Origin of the sequence: Parvularcula marina, from assembly GCF_003399445.1 — a bacterium.
Lineage (GTDB): Bacteria > Pseudomonadota > Alphaproteobacteria > Caulobacterales > Parvularculaceae > Parvularcula > Parvularcula marina.
Map to the genome: position 1 here is coordinate 362,154 of NZ_QUQO01000001.1, position 19,481 is coordinate 381,634.

General features: G+C 60.0%; 19 protein-coding genes. 14 read left to right on the plus strand and 5 right to left on the minus strand.

Annotated elements, in window-relative coordinates:
• Nucleotides 1–96 precede the first annotated feature (96 nt).
• A complete protein-coding gene (locus tag DX908_RS01615; RefSeq protein WP_116390720.1) occupies nucleotides 97–567 on the plus strand; it encodes a GNAT family N-acetyltransferase in 471 nt (156 codons plus the stop codon).
• Between the two features lie 115 nt (nucleotides 568–682).
• Here the strand turns inward: DX908_RS01615 and sucC are convergent, their stop codons facing one another.
• Entirely contained in the window at nucleotides 683–1,870 is a 1,188-nt protein-coding gene (sucC, locus tag DX908_RS01620) for an ADP-forming succinate--CoA ligase subunit beta (RefSeq protein WP_116390721.1), read from the minus strand.
• A gap of 288 nt (nucleotides 1,871–2,158) precedes the next feature.
• Between sucC and DX908_RS01625 the strand changes: the two genes are divergently transcribed.
• Nucleotides 2,159–2,422 carry a hypothetical protein gene (locus tag DX908_RS01625; RefSeq protein WP_158548419.1) on the plus strand — a complete coding sequence of 88 codons (264 nt, stop codon included), beginning with the start codon at nucleotides 2,159–2,161 and terminating at the stop codon, nucleotides 2,420–2,422.
• A gap of 163 nt (nucleotides 2,423–2,585) precedes the next feature.
• The gene (locus DX908_RS01630) at nucleotides 2,586–5,300 is read left to right on the plus strand and encodes a beta-glucosidase H (RefSeq protein ID WP_199564550.1); all 2,715 of its coding nucleotides are present in this window, start codon (nucleotides 2,586–2,588) and stop codon (nucleotides 5,298–5,300) included.
• Between the two features lie 52 nt (nucleotides 5,301–5,352).
• On the opposite strand, the gene mnmA is transcribed toward DX908_RS01630, so the two are convergent.
• Nucleotides 5,353–6,516 (minus strand): tRNA 2-thiouridine(34) synthase MnmA, encoded by a 1,164-nt coding sequence (mnmA, locus tag DX908_RS01635; protein ID WP_116392943.1) that lies wholly within the window; start codon nucleotides 6,514–6,516, stop codon nucleotides 5,353–5,355.
• Between the two features lie 44 nt (nucleotides 6,517–6,560).
• Between mnmA and DX908_RS01640 the strand changes: the two genes are divergently transcribed.
• The 9 genes from DX908_RS01640 (at nucleotide 6,561) to DX908_RS01680 (ending at nucleotide 14,166) form a co-directional block, all read left to right on the plus strand.
• Nucleotides 6,561–7,691 (plus strand): pyridoxal phosphate-dependent aminotransferase, encoded by a 1,131-nt coding sequence (locus tag DX908_RS01640; protein ID WP_116392944.1) that lies wholly within the window; start codon nucleotides 6,561–6,563, stop codon nucleotides 7,689–7,691.
• Nucleotides 7,692–7,760: 69 nt separating this feature from the next.
• Entirely contained in the window at nucleotides 7,761–8,135 is a 375-nt protein-coding gene (locus DX908_RS01645; protein ID WP_116390723.1) for a hypothetical protein, read from the plus strand.
• A 103-nt stretch (nucleotides 8,136–8,238) separates the two neighbouring features.
• Complete coding sequence (locus tag DX908_RS01650; protein ID WP_116390724.1) at nucleotides 8,239–9,129, plus strand: heme-dependent oxidative N-demethylase family protein; 891 nt, start codon at nucleotides 8,239–8,241, stop codon at nucleotides 9,127–9,129.
• A 69-nt stretch (nucleotides 9,130–9,198) separates the two neighbouring features.
• Nucleotides 9,199–10,182 carry a cysteine synthase A gene (locus DX908_RS01655; protein ID WP_116390725.1) on the plus strand — a complete coding sequence of 328 codons (984 nt, stop codon included), beginning with the start codon at nucleotides 9,199–9,201 and terminating at the stop codon, nucleotides 10,180–10,182.
• Between the two features lie 4 nt (nucleotides 10,183–10,186).
• The gene (locus tag DX908_RS01660; RefSeq protein ID WP_116390726.1) at nucleotides 10,187–10,558 is read left to right on the plus strand and encodes a tRNA-binding protein; all 372 of its coding nucleotides are present in this window, start codon (nucleotides 10,187–10,189) and stop codon (nucleotides 10,556–10,558) included.
• Nucleotides 10,555–11,100: a GNAT family N-acetyltransferase gene (locus DX908_RS01665; RefSeq protein ID WP_116390727.1), complete on the plus strand. Its 546-nt coding sequence runs from the start codon at nucleotides 10,555–10,557 to the stop codon at nucleotides 11,098–11,100. Before DX908_RS01660 ends, DX908_RS01665 begins: the two co-directional genes overlap by 4 nt.
• Nucleotides 11,097–12,239 (plus strand): cystathionine beta-lyase, encoded by a 1,143-nt coding sequence (gene metC, locus DX908_RS01670; protein WP_116390728.1) that lies wholly within the window; start codon nucleotides 11,097–11,099, stop codon nucleotides 12,237–12,239. Before DX908_RS01665 ends, metC begins: the two co-directional genes overlap by 4 nt.
• A 13-nt stretch (nucleotides 12,240–12,252) precedes the next feature.
• Nucleotides 12,253–12,576 (plus strand): hypothetical protein, encoded by a 324-nt coding sequence (locus DX908_RS01675; RefSeq protein WP_116390729.1) that lies wholly within the window; start codon nucleotides 12,253–12,255, stop codon nucleotides 12,574–12,576.
• A gap of 78 nt (nucleotides 12,577–12,654) precedes the next feature.
• Complete coding sequence (locus DX908_RS01680) at nucleotides 12,655–14,166, plus strand: hypothetical protein (RefSeq protein ID WP_116390730.1); 1,512 nt, start codon at nucleotides 12,655–12,657, stop codon at nucleotides 14,164–14,166.
• A 2-nt stretch (nucleotides 14,167–14,168) separates the two neighbouring features.
• Here DX908_RS01680 and DX908_RS01685 read toward each other — a convergent pair whose 3' ends face one another.
• Nucleotides 14,169–15,314, minus strand: coding sequence for an anhydro-N-acetylmuramic acid kinase (locus DX908_RS01685; protein WP_199564552.1), 1,146 nt, complete (start codon nucleotides 15,312–15,314; stop codon nucleotides 14,169–14,171).
• 59 nt (nucleotides 15,315–15,373) lie between these two features.
• Between DX908_RS01685 and tyrS the strand changes: the two genes are divergently transcribed.
• Both tyrS and DX908_RS01695 read left to right on the plus strand, forming a co-directional pair.
• A complete protein-coding gene (gene tyrS / locus DX908_RS01690) occupies nucleotides 15,374–16,645 on the plus strand; it encodes a tyrosine--tRNA ligase (protein ID WP_116390731.1) in 1,272 nt (423 codons plus the stop codon).
• The gene (locus DX908_RS01695; protein WP_116390732.1) at nucleotides 16,642–17,520 is read left to right on the plus strand and encodes a 50S ribosomal protein L11 methyltransferase; all 879 of its coding nucleotides are present in this window, start codon (nucleotides 16,642–16,644) and stop codon (nucleotides 17,518–17,520) included. Before tyrS ends, DX908_RS01695 begins: the two co-directional genes overlap by 4 nt.
• 147 nt (nucleotides 17,521–17,667) lie before the next feature.
• On the opposite strand, the gene DX908_RS01700 is transcribed toward DX908_RS01695, so the two are convergent.
• Both DX908_RS01700 and DX908_RS01705 read right to left on the minus strand, forming a co-directional pair.
• On the minus strand, nucleotides 17,668–18,054 hold the full coding sequence (locus DX908_RS01700; RefSeq protein ID WP_199564553.1) for an endonuclease domain-containing protein: 387 nt from the start codon (nucleotides 18,052–18,054) through the stop codon (nucleotides 17,668–17,670).
• Nucleotides 18,048–19,400: a Y-family DNA polymerase gene (locus tag DX908_RS01705; protein ID WP_158548420.1), complete on the minus strand. Its 1,353-nt coding sequence runs from the start codon at nucleotides 19,398–19,400 to the stop codon at nucleotides 18,048–18,050. Before DX908_RS01705 ends, DX908_RS01700 begins: the two co-directional genes overlap by 7 nt.
• Between the last annotated feature and the right edge of the window lie 81 nt (nucleotides 19,401–19,481).

A 19,481-nucleotide genomic window follows, 5' to 3' on the forward strand; every position in this document is an offset into this window, starting at 1 on the left:
TATCAGACAAAATAGTGACGGCGGCCCATTTCACTGAGGCCGCCGTTCTTGTTCACTTGCGAAGAAACTGGCGGCCGTCCAAACAGCGTTGCCGCCATGACATTTACCGTCCGCCCCGCCATCGATGATCAGGAAGATCGCAACTTCATCCTTAGCCTGAATTCCAGACTGGCTGAGGTCATCGACGCGCCGACACATTCCACAAGTGAAGTGATCGCGTTTCAGGATCGCTTCACCGCAACGGCATGGGATGAAAGCGTGACTGCAAACACCACTCTCATCGCGATCGCGGAGGATGGGGAGAGACTGGGCTACATCAATCTTCGCGAGACTGATGATGAGATGACGCAAGGAAAATGCGGCTACATCGCCCTGCTCGCCGTGACCAGAGCGGCAGAAGGCACCGGAGTTGGGCAATTCCTCATGCAGCAAGCTGAAGTCTGGGCCAAGCAGATGGGGTTCGAGCGGCTTTGCCTTGATGTCTTTGCCAGCAATCTCCGTGGGCGTCATTTCTATGAGAAAATGGGGTACGCACCGGAAACCATGCGGATCACCAAACGCGTCTGAAGGCTTCCAATTCAGACAGCACAATCCCTGGCGATACTCGGCTCAACCGGCACAAAAAAGCCGCGCCATCAATGCGTGTGGCGCGGCTTTGAATTTCAGTGACTAATCGCGTTCGCTACTTCACCGCGGCAACGATCTTCTGAGCAGCGTCATCAAGGTCATTGGCCGCGATCACATTGAGGCCGGACTTGTTGATGATGTCCTTGCCCAGCTCGACATTGGTGCCCTCGAGACGAACGACCAGCGGGACGGCAAGGCCGGTTTCCTTCACGGCCGCGATCACGCCTTCGGCGATGACGTCACAGCGCATGATGCCGCCAAAGATGTTCACGAGAATGCCCTGCACGCCCGGATCTGAGGTGATGATCTTGAAGGCTTCAGTGACTTTCTCTTTCGTCGCGCCGCCACCGACATCGAGGAAGTTGGCAGGCTCGGCGCCATAGAGCTTGACGATATCCATCGTCGCCATGGCGAGCCCAGCGCCATTGACCATGCAGCCAATATTGCCGTCGAGCTTGACGTAGGAGAGATCGAACTCCGCCGCGCGAAGCTCCAGCGGGTCTTCTTCGGTTTCGTCGCGCAGCTTCTGGATGTCCGGGTGACGGAACTCCGCATTCGGATCAAAGCCAACCTTGGCGTCGAGTACGCGCACGCGGCCGTTTTCCATGACGATCAGCGGGTTGATCTCCAGCATCGCCATGTCGGTTTCGACAAATGCCTTATAGAGGATCGGCATGAGCGCCATGCCGTCGGCTCGTGCATCGCCTTCAAGTTTGAGCGCATCGCAAAGGCGGGCTGCATCCTCATCGGTCATGCCGGAAGGATCGATCGGCAGGGTGAGGATCTTCTCAGGCGTCTCTTCTGCGACTTCCTCGATATCCATACCGCCTTCGGTCGAGGCGATGAACGCCACCTTGCCGGAGCTGCGATCAACGAGAAGTGAGAGATAAAGCTCACGGTCGATATCCGCGCCGTCTTCGATATAGACGCGATTGACGACCTTGCCTTCCGGGCCCGTCTGTTTGGTGACGAGGGTGTGGCCGAGCATCTTCCGTGCTTCCTCGGCCGCCTCGGCAGGCGATTTGGCCAGCCGGACGCCGCCCTTCTCACCCGCATCAGCTTCCTTGAACTTGCCCTTGCCCCGGCCGCCGGCGTGGATCTGCGATTTCACCACATAAAGCGGACCCGGCAGCGTGCTGGCGGCAGCTTCCGCATTCCCGGCGTCGAGGACGATCGCCCCTTGCGCCACGGGCGCGCCATAGGATTTGAGCAGTTCTTTGGCCTGATATTCGTGGATGTTCATGGAAGACGAGTCCTGACGGTTGGAAGGTCGGAAAATGAAACGAGTCGGGCGCCTTAGACCAAAGCCCGGCGCCAAGAGCAATCGGCAGATCGCCTCAATTCCAGTCTGATCGGCCAGTCACCGCGATTTTCGCTCGCAACAGCGCATAAAATGCGATATTGCAGCGCACAAGAGAGAGCAATTTCCAGCGCCCGAAGCATGGCCCACAGACAGACTACGCCTTTCACGATCTATGAGGACGGCCTTGTTTTTTGGGGCAGAATCATGGAATCCGGCTGCAAGTGGTCAATGCAGGTGCTTGAAGCCGTGGAGCAACAAAAACCAGACGCTCTTGAGGATGACGAGCCCCCGGCTCTCATCACAGCTTCAATGATCCCGGCGACAAATGACGTCGAGAAAACGATGGCGACCATGGTCGCGGCCATGAACCGGTCCGCCCATGAGAAGCTTGATGCATTCAACGTGTCCGATGAACCGCTTGAGGATGTCAGAGAAGCTGTTGCCCGCGCCAAGCGGTCAATTTCTGCGGTCAAACCCAAATCTGATAGCTGATCAGGGCATCGACCTGCCCGCCCCTCCCTCCTGCCATTTTCACGGATAAGTCCTGCATTCCTGCTGTGGACTTTAAAAATGTTAGCGCACACATTCGTGCCCGCGAAGACATGAATGCCGGATCAAATTCTGAATTTGGCAGCAAAAAAGCAGGGAGTTTCAAATGCTTGCAGGGACATCTTTTCACCGGCTCAAGCCCTGGGCCCTTCTGACGACCGCTGTGATAGCGCTTGCTGCCTGTGGCGGCGGCGACAAGGACGCTGAGCCGCAGGACGGGGACTCACAAAACAGCGCTGCCAAGCCGATGGAACACGGCAGCGCCGCCCCCGCCGAGGACGGCAGCCCGGCTTATCTCGACACTTCCCTTTCCTTTGAGGAACGCGCCGCGGACATCGTCTCGCGCATGACGCTCGAGGAGAAGGCCTGGCAGATGTACGATAAATCGCCCGCCATCGAACGGCTGGGGATCCCTGAATATAATTGGTGGAACGAGGCGCTCCACGGTGTTGCTCGCGCCGGTGAGGCCACCGTCTTCCCGCAGGCGATCGGTCTTGCCGCGACGTGGGATGAGGATCTCATGTTCGAAGTCGCCACGACCATCTCCGATGAAGGCCGCGCCAAATATCACTACTTACTCGCCGAGGATGATCACCCGATGTATGGCGGGCTGACCTTCTGGACACCGAACATCAATATCTTCCGCGATCCGCGCTGGGGTCGTGGACAAGAGACCTATGGTGAGGATCCGTTCCTGACCGGCCGCATGGCTATCAATTTCGTAAGCGGCATGCAGGGTGATGATGAGAAATACTGGAAGACCGTGACCACGGTGAAGCACTATGCTGTCCACTCCGGGCCAGAACCGTCACGTCACCGTGATGATTATCGTCCGACAACGACGGATCTGTGGGAGACCTATCTCACCGCCTTCAAGATGGCGTTCGATGAGACTGATGTCGCCTCCGTCATGTGTGCCTATAACGCCGTGAACGGACAGCCCGCCTGCGGCAGTGATCTGTTGATGGTCGAGCTATTACGCGGCGAGCTCGGCTTCGATGGCTATGTCGTCTCCGATTGCGGCGCGATTGGCGATTTCTATTATGATTACGCTCATGACTATGTGGAGACACGCGCCGAAGCTGCTGCCGATTCCGTGAAACATGGCACCGACCTCAATTGCGGTGATGGTCAGGGCAACAAGATGGATGCTCTCCCGGAAGCGGTTGAGAAAGGCCTGATCACCGAAGCGGAGATCGATACGGCAGTCACACGGCTCTACACCGCGCGCATGAAACTTGGCATGTTTGACGATCCGGCGAATGTACCGGGCACGGACATCCCCTATTCTGAAGTCGCAAGCGCCGAGAACCTTGCGCTGTCGGCCAAGGCCGCCCGCGCTTCGCTGGTCCTCCTCAAAAATGACGGCATCCTGCCGTTAGCCGAAGGCACGAAAGTCGCCGTCATCGGCCCGAATGCTGATAATGAGATGACGATCCTCGCCAATTACCACGGGGTCCCGACGGCTCCTGTCACGTCACTTGAAGGGATCACGGCGAAGATCGGCGCGGAGAATGTGACCTATTCGCCTGGGTCGACCATTGCCGGTGATGTCTACACGAATTATTCGGCTGTCCCGGCCAGCGTCTTCTTCCATAAAGGCGCGGATGGCGAGCTCGAGCCCGGCCTCAAGGCCGCCTACTACATCGATCCGAAACGCTCGGGCAAACCGGTGAAGGAGCAGATCGATCCCAATATCGATTTCTACTGGCACCGCGCACCGACCACGGACGGTCTCAATGACGAATTCGGCGCAAGCTGGGAAGGCGTCCTCGTGCCTGAGGCGGACGGCGCCTACCGGTTTGAAGTCTCTCGCTGGGCTGAAGCCACGATCAATGGCGAGAAGATCAATGATGCCACGCTCGACCTCAAGGCGGGCGAGCAATACGCGATTAAATTCGAGCTGACCTTCGAGAGCGGCTGGACCCGCGACGGGCTTGAGAAATTCGCGCATCTCAACTGGGTCGACACCTCCCGCGATCTTGAGGCCGAGGCCATGGCAGCGGCAGACGCGGCTGACGTCATCCTCTTCTTCGGCGGCATTGATGCCAATCTCGAGGGTGAGGAAATGAGCGTTGAGATCGACGGTTTCCTTGGCGGTGACCGGACGCATATGAAAATGCCGGCCCCGCAGGAGGCTCTGATCAAGAAGCTGCACGCCACCGGCAAGCCGGTCGTGCTGGTCAATTTCTCGGGCAGCGCCATGGCGCTCAATTGGGAGAATGAGAACCTGCCGGCCATCGTGCAGGCCTTCTATCCCGGCGAGAAAACGGGCGATGCGATTGCTGAGCTTCTCTGGGGTGAGTTCAGCCCCTCGGGCCGCCTGCCGGTGACATTCTACACATCGCTCGACGGCATCCCCGCCTTTGACGATTACACGATGCAGAACCGGACGTATAAATATTATACGGGCGAGCCGCTCTATCCGTTCGGCTACGGCCTTTCCTATACGAGCTTTGAATATTCGGACCTCGTCCTGCCCGAAGCTCCGAATGGTGCTGAGCCGATGGAGGTGAGCGTCACGGTCACGAATACCGGCGACATGGCCGGCCGCGAGGTCGTCCAGCTCTATCTGCAGCATGCGGAGAAGGCGAATGTGTCTGTGCCGAATGTCGAGCTTGTCTCATTCGACGTGGTCGATCTGGCGCCGGGCGCGAGCGAGACACTGAGCTTCACCCTGACGCCCGAAAGCCTCGGCTATTACAGTGAGGATGGCGCGCTTGTCGCCCCCACCGGCACGGCGACCCTCTCTGCTGGCGGCGGCCAGCCGGGCTATTTCGACGGCGCGGTCTCGGAAACGGTGAGCTTCGCTGGGGAGTGATCCCGGCGCCAAACCTCAAAAACAAAGGGGCCCCTCAGGGGCCCTTTTTCTTTCAGCTTACTTCGGCAAGCGGTACACGGACTGTTTGACGAATCCAGCCGCCACCGAGCACGCGATCATCCGTCTCATCGACCGCGTAGAAGACACATGCCTGACCGGGTGCGACGCCTTCCTGCGGCTCATCGAAAGTGACAGTCGCGCGGCGGCCCTCAATCCGCACAGTCGCAGGCTCAGGCGGCCGGGTTGAGCGGACCTTCACGCGGACGGGGATATCAGCTGCGCTGTCATCACCCAGCCAGTTCACCTCATCAAGCGTTACGCCGGCGACATCGAGCGCCGTTTTCGGCCCGACAATCACCTGCGCCTTGTCCGCATCCAGACGAACAACATAAATCGGCTCGGCAAGCCCGCCAATATCGAGGCCGCGGCGCTGTCCCACCGTATAGTGAATAACGCCCATATGCCTGCCCAGCACCGTACCGTCGATATGCACTATCTCGCCGGGACGTGACGCCCCGGGCCGCAGCCGCTCAACGACGGAGGCATATTTGCCCTCCGGTACAAAGCAGATGTCCTGGCTGTCGGGTTTGTCCGCCACAACGAGCCCAAGCTCCGTTGCAAGCTCTCGCGTCACCGATTTCGGCAGATCACCCAGCGGGAAGCGCAGGAACCCGAGCTGTTCCTTCGTCGTCGAGAACAGAAAATAGCTCTGGTCCTTGCCTGCATCCGCTGCGCGGCGCAGCGCTAGGCCGTCTTCATCATCCGTACGGCGAATATAATGCCCGGTCGCCATAGCGAAAGCACCAAGATCGCGCGCGGTTTCCAGGAGATCCTTGAACTTCACCCGCTCATTACAGCGCACGCAGGGGATCGGCGTCGCGCCAGCAAGATAGGTGTCGGCAAACTCCTCCATCACCTGCTCGCCAAAGCGGTCTTCGTAATCGAGGACATAATGCGGGATGCCCAGCGCCTCGGACACGCGCCTTGCGTCATGGATATCCTGCCCGGCGCAGCAGGCCCCCTTTTTCTGGATCGCCGCGCCGTGATCATAAAGCTGGAGCGTGATGCCAACCGCATCATAACCCGCGCGGTGGACAAGCGCCGCCGTCACCGAGCTGTCGACGCCGCCCGACATTGCCACGACCACGCGGGCGCCTTTCGGCACGCCGAGGTCGAGTTCTGCCGCAATCCGGTCGGTAAGGGGTGTGTCACTCATCGGACGCATATAAGAGATGGACTGCAATGAAGAAAGGCTGTGCCTTGAGACCCGAAATCCGCCCCTTTCACGCCATGACCATCGGCGCCGCCGCCTTCCGCATGCAGGAAGCGGGCGAGCCCGTCATTCACATGGAATATGGCCAGCCCTCGGCCCGGCCACCCGAAGCGGTGATGGATGCCGCGCGGGCGATGCTCGATGACGGGGTGAAAGGCTATTGGGAGAGCGATGAGCTAAAATCCCTGATCGCGGGCAGCTATTCAGAGCTTCACGGCAGCACTGTTGCGCCGGAGAATGTGATCCTGACCTGCGGCGCTTCCCCCGCCCTGTCGCTCGCTTTGATGACGGCGTTCGATCCCGGCGCGCGCATCGCCATGGCGCGGCCCGGCTATGTCGCCCACCGCAATGTCGTCACCGGCCTGCACATGCATCCCGTCGAGCTGCCTTGTGATGCGGCGACCGGTTTCCAGCTGACGGCCTCGATGCTCGCAGGGCTCGACCCAGCACCGGATGGCGTGATCCTTGCCAGCCCCGCCAACCCGACAGGCTCGATCATCCCCCGCATGGAGATGGAGAAGATCGCCGATCTCTGCCGGGAACGGAACATCCGGATCATCTCGGATGAGATCTATATCCGCCTGACCTATGGCGAGCCGGCGGCGAGCATTTCGGAATTCACAGGCGATGCCTTCATCGTGAACAGCTTCTCGAAATATTACGTCATGCCGGGATGGCGGCTCGGCTGGGTCGTCGTGCCCGAGGAGCATCGCGAGCGGGCTGTTGCCTATATGAGCAATTTTTTCCTGACGCCGCCGTCGCTCTCGCAGGAAGCCGGGATTGCAAGTTTCAGGTGTACGGAAGAATTAGACGCGCTGATCGGGGTCTATCGCCGGAACCGGCAGATGCTGCTGGAGAAACTGCCTGCTTTGGGCATGACGGAAATGGCGCCGCCTGATGGCGCCTTCTACATCTATGGCCGTGTCGATCAGTTCACCGATGACAGCCGCGATCTGTGTCTTGAGCTGCTGAAAGACACGGGCGTCGCCACCGCCTCAGGCGTCGATTTCGATCCCGTTGAGGGCCACCGTTTCATGCGGTTCAGCTTTGCGGTGACAGAGCAGGAAGTCGCGCAAGCGCTGGAGCGCATCACGCCCTGGTTCACATCAAAATTATAATTCGACTATTCTAGTTTTTTCGTATTATTATCCCGAAAGGCCATATCTTTGGTCGTATGGGAGATATTTATGGGTAATCTGCTTGGCCTTACGGCCACGATATTCGCTGCCTCAGTTTTCACGACATCGGCAGCAAGTGCTTCAGCTGACAATGCGATCTTTGTACTGAAGCTGTCAGGTGATCGCGGATGGTCAGTAGAGTGTGAAATCGAAAGGCATGAGGACGATCCCCTCACCATTCGCAAAAAAGGGCGAGGAGATATTGAAACGATTTCGACGCGCGGTGTTAGTGGTGGCAGTTGTTCATATGCCGCCCCGGGCAATGGTGAACTGAAGATCATCTTCAGTAATGACGGTCAGCCAGATCAGTGTCCGTTCGAAGTGGAATATGACCAATGCGTCGGTCGCTTCTCGAATGGAAGCAAGGGAAGTTTCGATTTCTGAGAACTTTCCGGCTTTCTCACTGCACGACAGATAGGCGTGGGGTGATTGAAGCCGATGCATGTAGATGGACCTGCGTTGCAGCCCAGCGTAGGTTCATCGTTTCATGAGTGTTACGTCAAAATACATTCCGTTTGAAAGCGGCCATCCGGGCTTCAAGATTGCCTTAATGCCGCTCGACCCGGCGCAATGGATCGAGCCTGATGAGGGGCTGGGCGACCGGCTCTCTGAGAAAGCGCGGCTGGATGAGACAGCGCCGGACGAGGTCTTTCGCGCGAGTCCAGAGGCTGATGCCGCCCAGCGCGAAACTCTCCGTTTGCTGAGCAGATATCTGCTGGAGCATCACCCCTCCTTTTACTGGAAGGATGGCTCGGTCATTCATCTGCCGACGGCGAAACGGTGCATCGATCTTTCCTCCGGTGAGCCGCCGCTGAAACTCGCAGGGCAACTTGTCGATGATGATCTCTGCCTGATGATGCGTGACGAGGACGGTCGCTGGCGTCTGATGGCGGCGAGCCTGCACTTTCCTTCACACTGGTCACTGGGCGAGAAGTTCGGAAAGAGCATGGCCGAGATCCACACGCCCGTGCCGGCCTTCGTGGAAGAAATGAATATGCGCGTCGCTCGCATCTTCGACAATCTGAGGCCTGAACAGCCGGTCTGGCGGCTCAACTGGTCACTGCATGACGAGCCGGGCCTTCATCTGTCGGGGCCGACCGGCGGCCCGCGTTTCGCCGGGGTCGAGGGCGCGAGCCTTCTTGCCAAGGCCTTCCTGCGGGTCGAGCGCCAGACCCTCACAAAACTGCCCGAGACGGGCGCGATCCTTTTCACCATCAAGACCTATCAGGATCCCCTGCCTGCGCTTCTCACTCATGGCGGACCGGACATGGTGCAGGACCTTCACGCGGGCCTCAGCGCAATGAATGCGGATCAGCTTTCCTATAAGGGCCTAACCGACGCACGAGACCGGGTGCTGGCAGCGATCAGCGAGACCTAGAGAAACTCTATAGGTCATCAGCTATGCGTGATTGTGAGAGCGGGCCGGACGGGGCTAGATGCCTCCATCATGGAATACAGCGACACCGTTCTTGGCCTCATCGGCAATACCCCGCTCGTCAAACTCCGCCGCGCGTCGGAGGAGACGGGCTGCACCATTCTCGGCAAGGCCGAGTTCCTGAACCCCGGCCAGTCGGTGAAAGACCGCGCAGCGCTCGGCATCATCGAAGCGGCCGAGGCCGCAGGCGAGTTGCAGCCCGGCGGGACCATCGTTGAGGGCACGGCCGGCAATACCGGTATCGGGCTTTGCCTCGTCGGCAAGACCAAGGGGTACACGGTCAAAATCGTCATGCCCCGGACCCAGAGCGAGGAGAAGAAAAACGCGATCCGCCTCCTCGGCGGTGAGCTGATTGAGGTCGATGCGGTCCCTTACGCGAACCCGAACAATTACATCCATGTCTCCGAGCGGCTCGCGAAAGAGACCGAGAATGCGATCTGGGCGAACCAGTTCGACAATGTCGAGAACCGCAACGCCCATTACAAAACGACCGGGCCCGAGATCTGGGAGCAGACCGGCGGCAAGGTCGACGGCTTTATCTGCGCGGTTGGGTCAGGGGGCACGCTGGGCGGGATATCCCGCGCGCTCAAAGAACGCGGCAACGTGAAGATCGGTCTCGCGGATCCCTTTGGCGCCAAACTCTATAGCTGGGTGAAGACCGGTGAGCTTGAGGCCGAAGGCGGCTCCGTCATGGAAGGGATCGGTCAGGGCCGGATCACGGCCAATGTTGAGGGCACCGAGATCGATGAGGCCTACCGGATTTCCGATGCAGAGGCGCTCGAAATCCTCTTTGCTCTGACGACTGAGGAAGGCTTGTGCCTTGGCGGCTCCGCCGGGATCAATATTGCCGGGGCGATCGCGCTCGCAAAGGATCTGGGGCCCGGCCACACCATCGTCACCATGCTGTGTGATTACGGCAACCGCTATCAGTCCAAGCTCTATAATCCGGCATGGCTGACCGAAAAGGGCCTGCCGACGCCGTCCTGGCTGAGCTGACCTTATGCATCTGATCCATGATCCTGCGGCCCCTCCTCTGCCGATCGTCGAGTTTGACGAGTTCCTCAAACTCGATATCCGCGTCGGCACGGTGATCGAGGCGGCGGACTTCCCCGAAGCGCGCAAGCCAGCGCTCAAGCTGCAAATCGATTTCGGCGACGGCGTCGGGGTGAAGAAAAGCTCCGTGCAGATCACCGAGCACTATCAGCCGGAAGAGCTGATCGGCCGTCAGGTCATGGCCGTCGTCAATTTCGCGCCGCGTCAGATCGGCCCGGTCCGCTCCGAAGTGCTGACACTGGGTTTTGCAGATCGCGACGGACACATTATCCTCGGGGGCGCCGACAAGCCTGTCCCGAATGGAGCCCGTCTCGCATGAGTGCCAAGCAGATCACACGGTCCGCGCCCGAACGCCACAAGGTGACCATCACCTATCTGGAGCAGACGCGCCCGCCCCAGCCCCACGCCGTGGCGCGCCCGGCGGCGAATGTCGCGATCCTGCGTTGTGAGACCCCGCCGGTTGATTTCTACCGTCATCTCTACAACGCCGTTGGCGAGCCGCATAAATGGGTCAGCCGCCGTTATCTTGAGGATGATATCCTCAAAACCCTGATCCATGCCGAGACGGTCAGGATTTACGTTCTTTACACTGATGGATGGCCGGCTGGCTTTGCCGAGATAGATCTCGCAAAGCCGGAGACTCCTGTTATCCGCTTTTACGGCATCGTGCCGGAAGCCCAGCGCCAGGGTCTTGGCCGCTGGTTCTTCCATGAAATTCTGGGGCTGATCTGGGCGGAGGGACCGAAATCCGTCCGTATCGATACCTGTTCAATGGACAGCCCTTCCGCCCTCCGGCTCTATCAGCGGGCCGGTTTCGACGTAATTGGCCAGGAGGCTGGCCTGATTGAGTGGTATGGATGAAGGGACCGACAAAAGACGCCCATAAGGGCCGCCCGGCAGAAGGCGTCAGAATGGTCAACCCGGCGGTCGAGTGCGGCTCCACCGTTCTGTTTCCGGATTATGCGAGTTTTCGGGCGCAGAACCGCCCGTGGCATTATGGCCGGATGGGCACCCCGACGCATAAGGCGCTGGAAGAAAGCCTTGGCGAACTTGAAGGGGCCGAGCATGTCTCCCTGACGGGTTCAGGGCTTGCCGCCTGTACGCTTGCGATCCTCAGTGTCGTGAAGGAAGGCGGGCATCTGCTCGTCACCGACAGCGCCTATGAGCCGACCCGCGCCTTTTGCGATATCTATCTTAAATCGCTGGGCATCGAGACAACCTATTTCGACCCGCATGCGGATGAAGCCGCGATAAGGGAGTTGGTCCGCCCGAATACGCAAGGCATATTCTGTGAATCGCCGGGCTCGCTGACCTTTGAGGTCCAGGACATCCCCGCCATCGTGCGCGGCGCAGGCGATATCCCCGTGATCGTCGATAATACCTATGGCGCAGGGGTTCACTACAAACCGCTGGAGCTGGGCGCGGCGATCAGCCTTCAGGCGCTGACAAAATATGTCGGCGGGCATTCGGACCTCCTTATGGGGGCCGTCATTACCCGGAAGGATCTGGCAACTGCCGTGCAGCGCACCGCGCGGGTGCTCGGCATCTCCGTTTCCGGCAAGGATGCCTCCCTCGCCCATCGAGGCCTGCGCACCCTTCACCGGCGGCTTGATGTCCATGAGGCGAGCGGCCTTGCCGTCGCCCGCTGGCTGGAGGACAGGCCCGAAATCGCCTCAGTCCTTCATCCAGGGCTTGAGAGCCATCCCGGTCATGCCCTCTGGGCCCGTGATGGGACGGGTACGAATGGTCTTTTCTCGGTGATTGCCGACTGGGAAGACGAAGCGACGACCGGCCGGTTCATCGATGCACTTCATTACTTCGGGCTCGGCTATAGCTGGGGCGGGTATGAGAGCCTGTGCCTGCCCGCCTGGCCCGCCAAAGTCAGAAGCGCCGTGCCGTGGACAGAGACTCGCCAGCTCCTGCGCTTCCATATCGGTCTTGAAGACGTCTCGGACTTGACGACAGACCTCAAAAACGCCTTCGATATGCTCAAACGATAAAGGGGTGACGGCGATGAAACTGGCCATCGGCATTGCGGCATTGGGGCTCCTCGTCTCCGCTTGCGAGACGACGTCGGGTTTTTCGAATGAGCCTTCCTTCGTCATGGTCAAAACCGAGCCGAATGATGCGACCATCACTTTCGTGAACGGCACGAGCTGTGAGACGCCTTGCCGGGTCGGCGTCATTGATGAAGTCCCGCTCACCATCGCGCGGACAGGGTATAAGGCGCACCGCATGGTGCTGACCCGGAAAACGAAAAAGACGATCCTCGTCAAACTCGAACGAACTGTCGTTGAGACAGAACTTGAGGCCGTCGAGCTGCCCGACCTGCAATAGAGACGCCCCGGCTTCTCCCTCGCCAAGCTCGTCTGCACATGGTAACCCTGTCGCGGGGTGTCGCGATGCGAGTGGGTCATGAGCGTAGTTAGAGAGAGCTGGAAGCCGCTGCCTGTCAGCGACGAAGTCGGGAAAGTCATCGACCGCAACGTGACAGGCCCGGAATGGTTCGGCTTTGTGCCCGAAAACGGCTCTGATGATGCCCGGGCCAAGCATCTCGACGAAGCGCTGCCCAGCGACGTCAATCGACTCGCCGCTATCCTTGTGAATAACCGCGTGGCCGACCCGGCCGGTGTCGTTGCCTATGGCCGGGATGACGGCAAGAATTATGTGCCGCCCCGTGCGGGCGAGCCGCTATATGACCGCACCCTTATCGCGCGCATGCTCAGCGGCCACAGCTATTGGCCCTATCTGACGACTAGGCTCTTCTGGACGCTGCTACTGACCGGCGGCAGCACGGTCCTGTTTTATGTCCTGAGCTGGTATGGCGCAGAGCGCGGATGGTTCGGCGGGATGCTCGCTTTAGGCACTAGCGTCCTCTTTGTTCTTGGCTGGCTCCTGATCCGCCTCGTCCGGGAACAAACGAACAGCCGCGGTGGCGGCTTCTTCCGGCACAAGGGCAGCCTTGCGCCCATACAGGCCGTCTCGACCGCGACCGCGTTCCTTGAAGAGCATCTTGATGCGTTCAAGGACGAAGTCGAGGAATACCAGACAGATTGTATTTCGAAGAGCGACCAGCTCCCCCGGATTGATCCTGACGATAAACGCAAAAAAGCTGACTACTGCGACAACGCCAATGCCATGGCGCGTTCCATGGTGACCTGGGCTGTTGCCCGCCGGGCCGCACAATATCTGTGGTTCCAGCCAATCAATGTTCAGGACAAGTATGAAATGAGCGGCATGACGAAGACCGTCATCGCCGCATGGAACACGACCTATTCCGCCATCATCATAATGAGTGTTGCGCTTATCGTCGGCATCGGCATCTTCCTGCCCTTCATCCTGATCAAATCGAACCCTGCGCTTGATTTTACGTTCTGGGCGGTCGAGCTGTCCGGCAGTCATTTCTACGCCTGGTCGATCATTCAGGCCGTCTTTGCCGCCGGCATGACCCTTTGGCTAAGCGGCGCGGACAAGCGGACCTATCTGAAGGACCGCAACCGCGTGACGCTGGCCCTTGATGATTTCTGGCGCCGCGGGACTCTCCGCACGCCTGACCAGATCAGCGCGCTCGTTGTCCCTGCATCCGCGACCTATTCGGACTGGTTCAAGTCCTCCGCCGTCCTGATGCTGGCGCAAGAGATCCCGCCGAATGTCGCCGATTTCGAAGCGGCTCTCGAAGACAAGATTGCGAATTGGGAAGTCGAGCGCATCTGGCATGACGATCTTGTCGCGACGGACCCGACCCCGAGGTTGATGCGCCGATACCTGAAGTTCCTCGAAACCGTCGGGGCCCGCTCTGTCGTGCATAACCGTTCGATGACGAGCCAGTCGCCCGAAACCCCGATCCCGAGCGGCATAGGCTCGGATGCAAGGCCGCGCACCCGCGCGCTCGCCACCCTCACCCGCCGGGAAATCTGGCACCCGTAAGGCTAAAGATTGACCGGCTTCCGGTGATAGCTGCCGCCCGATAGGGGCTGGGGCACGCGCGTTGTTTTCGGGAAACTCAAGGGCAGTTTGCGGAGCGAGCGGACCGCAAGATAGGCAAACGCCTCCGCCTCGATCATGTCACCGCGCCAGCCGGCTTCTTCTGCCACCAGCACCTGGCCTTCGAGACGGCGTCCAAGCTCTGCCATCAGGACCGGATTGTGCCGCCCCCCGCCGCAGGCAACCCAATAGGCTGGCGCCTCGGGCAGCAGCGCTACGGAACGGGCCACACATTCCGCCGAGAACGCCGTCAGCGTTGCCGCCCCATCCGGCGGAGAAAGATGGTCCGCCGCTTTGAGTTTGAAATCATACCGGTCGAGCGATTTGGGCGCTTTTCGTTTGAGATAGGGATTAAGCGCCATCATCCGGAGGACTTCGTCATCGACCGAACCTGACGCCGCAAGCGCGCCGTCCTCATCCATATGATGGCCGGTGTGCCGTACCATCCATTCATCGATCAGCCCGTTGCCGGGCCCGCAGTCAAAAGCAACGAGGCCCATCGGATCACGATCCGCCGGGACATAAGTGATATTCGCGACTCCGCCGAGATTGAGCACCGCCACGGCGCCATCGAACTCGCATGCCTCCACAAGCGCCGCGTGATAGATCGGCGCGAAAGGCGCGCCCTCGCCACCAGCGGCCATATCCGCCTGCCGGAACTGGTCGACGACATCGATACCTAACTCCTCCGCGATGATACCGCCGCCGCCAATCTGCCAGGTACGGCCGATAGAGGACGCATCGAGCGGCGGGCGATGCAGAATCGTCTGGCCGTGAAAGCCGATCACATCGATTTCGTCGCGCCGCAGGCCAGTCTCGGAAAGGAAATTCCGCACCGCCTCGATATGCGCGCTGGTCACCATATTTCCGGCCACCGCGATGTCATTGGCCTCTTCGCGGCCTTCAAGCGCCGCCTTTGTTGCGGAAATGATCGTCGCGCGTGTTGGCGCATCATAGGGGAAGGACATGGCCGGTCCCCATTTGTGGACGGTTTCGCCATCTGTGCGCAGGACGGCCACGTCCACCCCATCGAGTGACGTGCCTGCCATGAGCCCGATAGCCGTCAGCCTGTGCATCTCTTCACGATCCATGGTGGACGGTCTCCCTTGGCGCCATTAGAAGCCGGAACTCTTGGAGAAACGGTTACCAAATGTCTGAATACAAGTCCGATTTCCTGCGCATCCTCGAAGAGCGCGGATTTATCCACCAGATCACGCACCCCGAGGCGCTGGATGCGGCCGCGCAAAAGGGGCCGCTGACGGCATATATCGGCTTTGATGCGACGGCAGACAGTCTGCATGCGGGCAGCCTCGTCCAGATCATGATGCTCTACTGGTTCCAGCAGACGGGCCATAAACCGATTGCCCTGATGGGCGGAGGCACGACCAAGATCGGCGACCCCTCCGGCAAGGACACGCAGCGCAAGCTGCTCAGCGATGCCGATATCGAGGCGAATATCAACGGCATCAAGCGCGCCTTTGAGCATTTCCTGACCTTCGGTGACGGGCCGACCGACGCGATCATGGTCAATAATGACGAATGGCTGTCGGAGCTCTCCTATATCCAGTTCCTGCGGGATTTCGGGGTGCACTTCACGATCAACCGCATGCTGACCTTTGATTCGGTGAAGCTGCGGCTCGAGCGTGAGCAGCCGCTCACATTCCTCGAATTCAACTACATGCTGATGCAGGCCTATGACTTCTTCGAGCTGAATGAGCGCTATGGCTGCGCCCTACAAATGGGCGGCTCGGATCAGTGGGGCAATATCGTCAATGGGGTCGAGCTTTGCCGCCGGATTGCCGCCACGGAAGAGGAAGGCAAGTCGCGCGATGTGATCGGGCTGACGACACCGCTTCTGACCACCGCGTCGGGCAAGAAAATGGGCAAGACCGAGAGCGGCGCCGTGTGGCTGAATGCCGACCGGCTCTCACCATACGATTACTGGCAATATTGGCGGAATACGGAAGATGCCGATGTCGGCACCATGCTGCGCCGCTTCACTGTCCTGCCGATGGATGAGGTCCGCCGTCTCGAAGCGCTTGAAGGCGCCGAGATCAATGAGGCGAAAAAGATCCTCGCCACCGAAGCAACCGCCATGCTGCATGGTCGCGCGGCGGCAGAAAGCGCAGCTGAAACCGCGAAAGCGACGTTCGAACAGGGCGCGGCCGCAGGCGATCTTCCGACCAAGGATGTTGCGGCAGGCGACCTTGCTGGCGGCGTGCCGCTGCTTGATCCCTATATCGATCTCGGACTGATTGCCTCGAAGGGTGAAGGCCGCCGGCATATCAAGGGCGGTGCCCTGAAGGTGAATGATGCGCCCCTTGCAGAGGAACGCACCCTCACCTCTGGCGATGTGATTGACGGGCAGATCAAGCTGTCTGTCGGCAAGAAGAAGCACGGTCTTCTCAAGGTGATCTCATGAGCGGTGAAACAGAACGCCTCGCCTGGCGCGGGGATCGTGCAAGCCTTCAGCTGGCGGAATTACGGCTGACCGAGGTCATGTTCCCGCCCGCCGACGCGGTCTCCCTCATCAAGGAAGACCCGACCGAAGAGGACGGTGAGTCAGGCTGGGTGCTGCAGGCCTATTTCGAGACCCTGCCCGATATGGCGGTCGTGAATTCAGCGCTTGACGGGCTGGCCCTTGATACGCCGGAACGCGAAACACTCGAAGACCGCGACTGGGTCGCCGAAGCGCTCGAAGGACTCGGCGTCGTCGAAGCGGGCGCCTTCCTTCTTTACGGCTCTCATGATGCAGACAAGATCGAAGGCCGCGACGGGCTCCCCCTTCTCGTGGAAGCAAACCGCGCATTCGGGACCGGCCATCATCCGACGACATCCGGCTGCCTTGTGGCGCTGACGGGCCTGCGCGATCTTGCGCCTGAAAAAGTGCTAGATGTCGGCACGGGCTCAGGCGTTCTTGCCATGGCGGCACGGCGGCTCTGGGAAACGGCCGATATTCTGGGAACGGATATTGATGCGCCCTCCGTCGCCATTGCGCTCGAGAATGCGCATGACAATGGCATTGAGGATATCCGCTTTTTCGAGGCCGCAGGCATCCCTGAAGAAGTCGCCGAAGACGGCCCCTTCGATCTCATCCTTGCCAACATCCTCGCAGAGCCCTTGATGATGCTGGCCCCGGATATCGCTGCAAACTTGTCAGAGAACGGACGGGTCGTCCTCGCGGGCCTTCTTGCCCGGCAGGAAGACGGCGTGATCGATGCCTATAAGGCCGCAGGGCTCAACGTCATAACCCGCGTCGATGATGCGACCTGGCCGGTGCTGGTGGTAGGACGGTAAAACTTTTCTCCCCGTCTTCTTTCTTCCCCCTGTGGGGGAAGTCCCTCGCGCAGCGAGGGGATGGGGGCACGCCGCCCCTCAGGCATCAGGGGATGACACGCCCCCTCCGTCGGCTTCGCCGACACCTCCCCCACGGGGGAGGAAAGCCTAGCTTTCACATTGTTTCATCTGATTGAGCTCATCGCATCGCTGACGGATCGCCTGAAGAGCATCGTGCAATCCAGAACGAACTTCGTCATTCATTAATCGGACAACCTCATATCCATTCTCTTCAAGGAACTTTGATCTCTGCTCATCATATCGCAACGCGTGTTCATCCGTGAAATGCGATCCTCCATCGACTTCAACGCACAACCGAACCTCCGCACTATAGAAGTCGACAATATAGGGACCAATGGGGTGCTGTCGCCGGAACCGGTAGCCAAGTGCCTTCCGCCTCAAGCCATTCCATAAAATGACTTCAGCCTCCGGCAGCGTTTGCCGAAGCATGCGTGCCCTGTCGATTTCTGGACGCGCGCCCTTCTCCCTCAACACAAGAACTCCTCTTCCTTGGGCACGCGAGAGAACGCGATCTTGGTCCCCAGATAGTCAAGGTCGATGGCCTGTTGATCCGCCAGCATTACATGGCGCGGCAGGGTCGAGCCCATCCGCCGCTTTGCGCCCTTGCCCGGCGGGGCCGCGAGCCGGGCAAGCCGCCCATCCGCATCGCGATTGAGCTGGTCGATCACTTCCCAGAGCCGACCCTTTTCCGCTCGCTCCTCCGCCCGGCCGGCGCAGGCGAAAAGATCCCCCTGCACCGCACGCGGATCATCCGGCGCCATCAGGCCGTGGAGGAACACAGAGACATGAGAGAGCTCCATCCCCTGATTTTTTGCGTCCAGGCTCTCAGAGGCATGGCGCCATAATTCATTGAGGGCATCAAGAAAGCGGGTTGAATCCCGGCTCGCCTCAAAGCCGACCTCGACATCCGATACCCCGTCCGGCGCGCGCTTCATATTGAGGCTGAGCCGTGTTGCGAGCAGCCCTGCCATGCGCAGCCGCGCAGCGGCTTTCAAGAGCAGCGCCCGCGCCACTGCCCGCGCCTTGTCCGGTGATCTGTACCCGGAAGTCAGGACGCGAGAATGCCCGAACATCATCGTCTTGGTCGGAGGTTCTGCGACCTCATAGCCATGAAGCGCGTACCAGAAGCGCTCGCCCTGCACCGAATGCCAGATCGCCCGTGCATGTTTGGGTGCCAGATCCCACAGCCCCCGAAAGTCCGTAACACCATTCTGCGCCAACCGCTTTTCAATCCCGCCGCCGACACCCGGAATTTTCGAGAGCGGCAGGCCGAGGAGCTTGCCCGGCAGATCGGATGCCTCAAGCACGGTGAGCCCGTCCGGCTTGTTCATCCCGGCGGCCAGCTTGCCGAGCAGCCGCGTCTGCGCAAGCCCGATCGAGGACCGGAAAGCCGGCCCCACCCGTTTGGTGATGATCTCCTTGACCTCTTCGGCCACCGCGAGCGCCGCCTCCCGCTCCCGTTCGCGCCGCCCCAGCCGGAAGGCCGCCTCATCAATCGAATAGACCTTGTCGACCGGCAGGACAGTGCCGATCGCGCTCATCAATTGTTTGTGCAGCCCGACATAGCGGTCATGCCGCGCGGGCCGGACGACGAGATCGGGGCAGAGCTCCCGCGCCTCCCTGATCCGTGTCCCCCGCGTAATGCCGAAAGGCCGCGCCTCATAGCTCGCAGCGATCGCGCCCGAATATTCGGACTTATGCGGGGTGATCACCACCGGCCGCCCCATCAGGTCAGGCTCGTCATGCTGTGCGGCGGCGGCAAAAAACGCATTGAAATCAATGAACAGATAGCGAAGGCCGCTGGCCGGAACGTAGTCCATACCATGCTCCCAGAATAAGAACATTATGAGAACATAAAAATCCCCGCTTCACAAGCGGCCAATCCGGCATTTTCCGCGAAG

Coding starts and splice junctions, on each gene's coding strand:
- DX908_RS01615 (WP_116390720.1), top strand. CDS start 97: ATGACATTTACCGTCCGCCCCGCCATCGATGATCAGGAAGATCGCAAC.
- sucC (WP_116390721.1), bottom strand. CDS start 1,870: ATGAACATCCACGAATATCAGGCCAAAGAACTGCTCAAATCCTATGGC.
- DX908_RS01625 (WP_158548419.1), top strand. CDS start 2,159: ATGCAGGTGCTTGAAGCCGTGGAGCAACAAAAACCAGACGCTCTTGAG.
- DX908_RS01630 (WP_199564550.1), top strand. CDS start 2,586: ATGCTTGCAGGGACATCTTTTCACCGGCTCAAGCCCTGGGCCCTTCTG.
- mnmA (WP_116392943.1), bottom strand. CDS start 6,516: ATGAGTGACACACCCCTTACCGACCGGATTGCGGCAGAACTCGACCTC.
- DX908_RS01645 (WP_116390723.1), top strand. CDS start 7,761: ATGGGTAATCTGCTTGGCCTTACGGCCACGATATTCGCTGCCTCAGTT.
- DX908_RS01650 (WP_116390724.1), top strand. CDS start 8,239: ATGAGTGTTACGTCAAAATACATTCCGTTTGAAAGCGGCCATCCGGGC.
- DX908_RS01655 (WP_116390725.1), top strand. CDS start 9,199: ATGGAATACAGCGACACCGTTCTTGGCCTCATCGGCAATACCCCGCTC.
- DX908_RS01660 (WP_116390726.1), top strand. CDS start 10,187: ATGCATCTGATCCATGATCCTGCGGCCCCTCCTCTGCCGATCGTCGAG.
- DX908_RS01665 (WP_116390727.1), top strand. CDS start 10,555: ATGAGTGCCAAGCAGATCACACGGTCCGCGCCCGAACGCCACAAGGTG.
- metC (WP_116390728.1), top strand. CDS start 11,097: ATGAAGGGACCGACAAAAGACGCCCATAAGGGCCGCCCGGCAGAAGGC.
- DX908_RS01675 (WP_116390729.1), top strand. CDS start 12,253: ATGAAACTGGCCATCGGCATTGCGGCATTGGGGCTCCTCGTCTCCGCT.
- DX908_RS01680 (WP_116390730.1), top strand. CDS start 12,655: ATGAGCGTAGTTAGAGAGAGCTGGAAGCCGCTGCCTGTCAGCGACGAA.
- DX908_RS01685 (WP_199564552.1), bottom strand. CDS start 15,314: ATGGATCGTGAAGAGATGCACAGGCTGACGGCTATCGGGCTCATGGCA.
- tyrS (WP_116390731.1), top strand. CDS start 15,374: ATGTCTGAATACAAGTCCGATTTCCTGCGCATCCTCGAAGAGCGCGGA.
- DX908_RS01695 (WP_116390732.1), top strand. CDS start 16,642: ATGAGCGGTGAAACAGAACGCCTCGCCTGGCGCGGGGATCGTGCAAGC.
- DX908_RS01705 (WP_158548420.1), bottom strand. CDS start 19,400: ATGGACTACGTTCCGGCCAGCGGCCTTCGCTATCTGTTCATTGATTTC.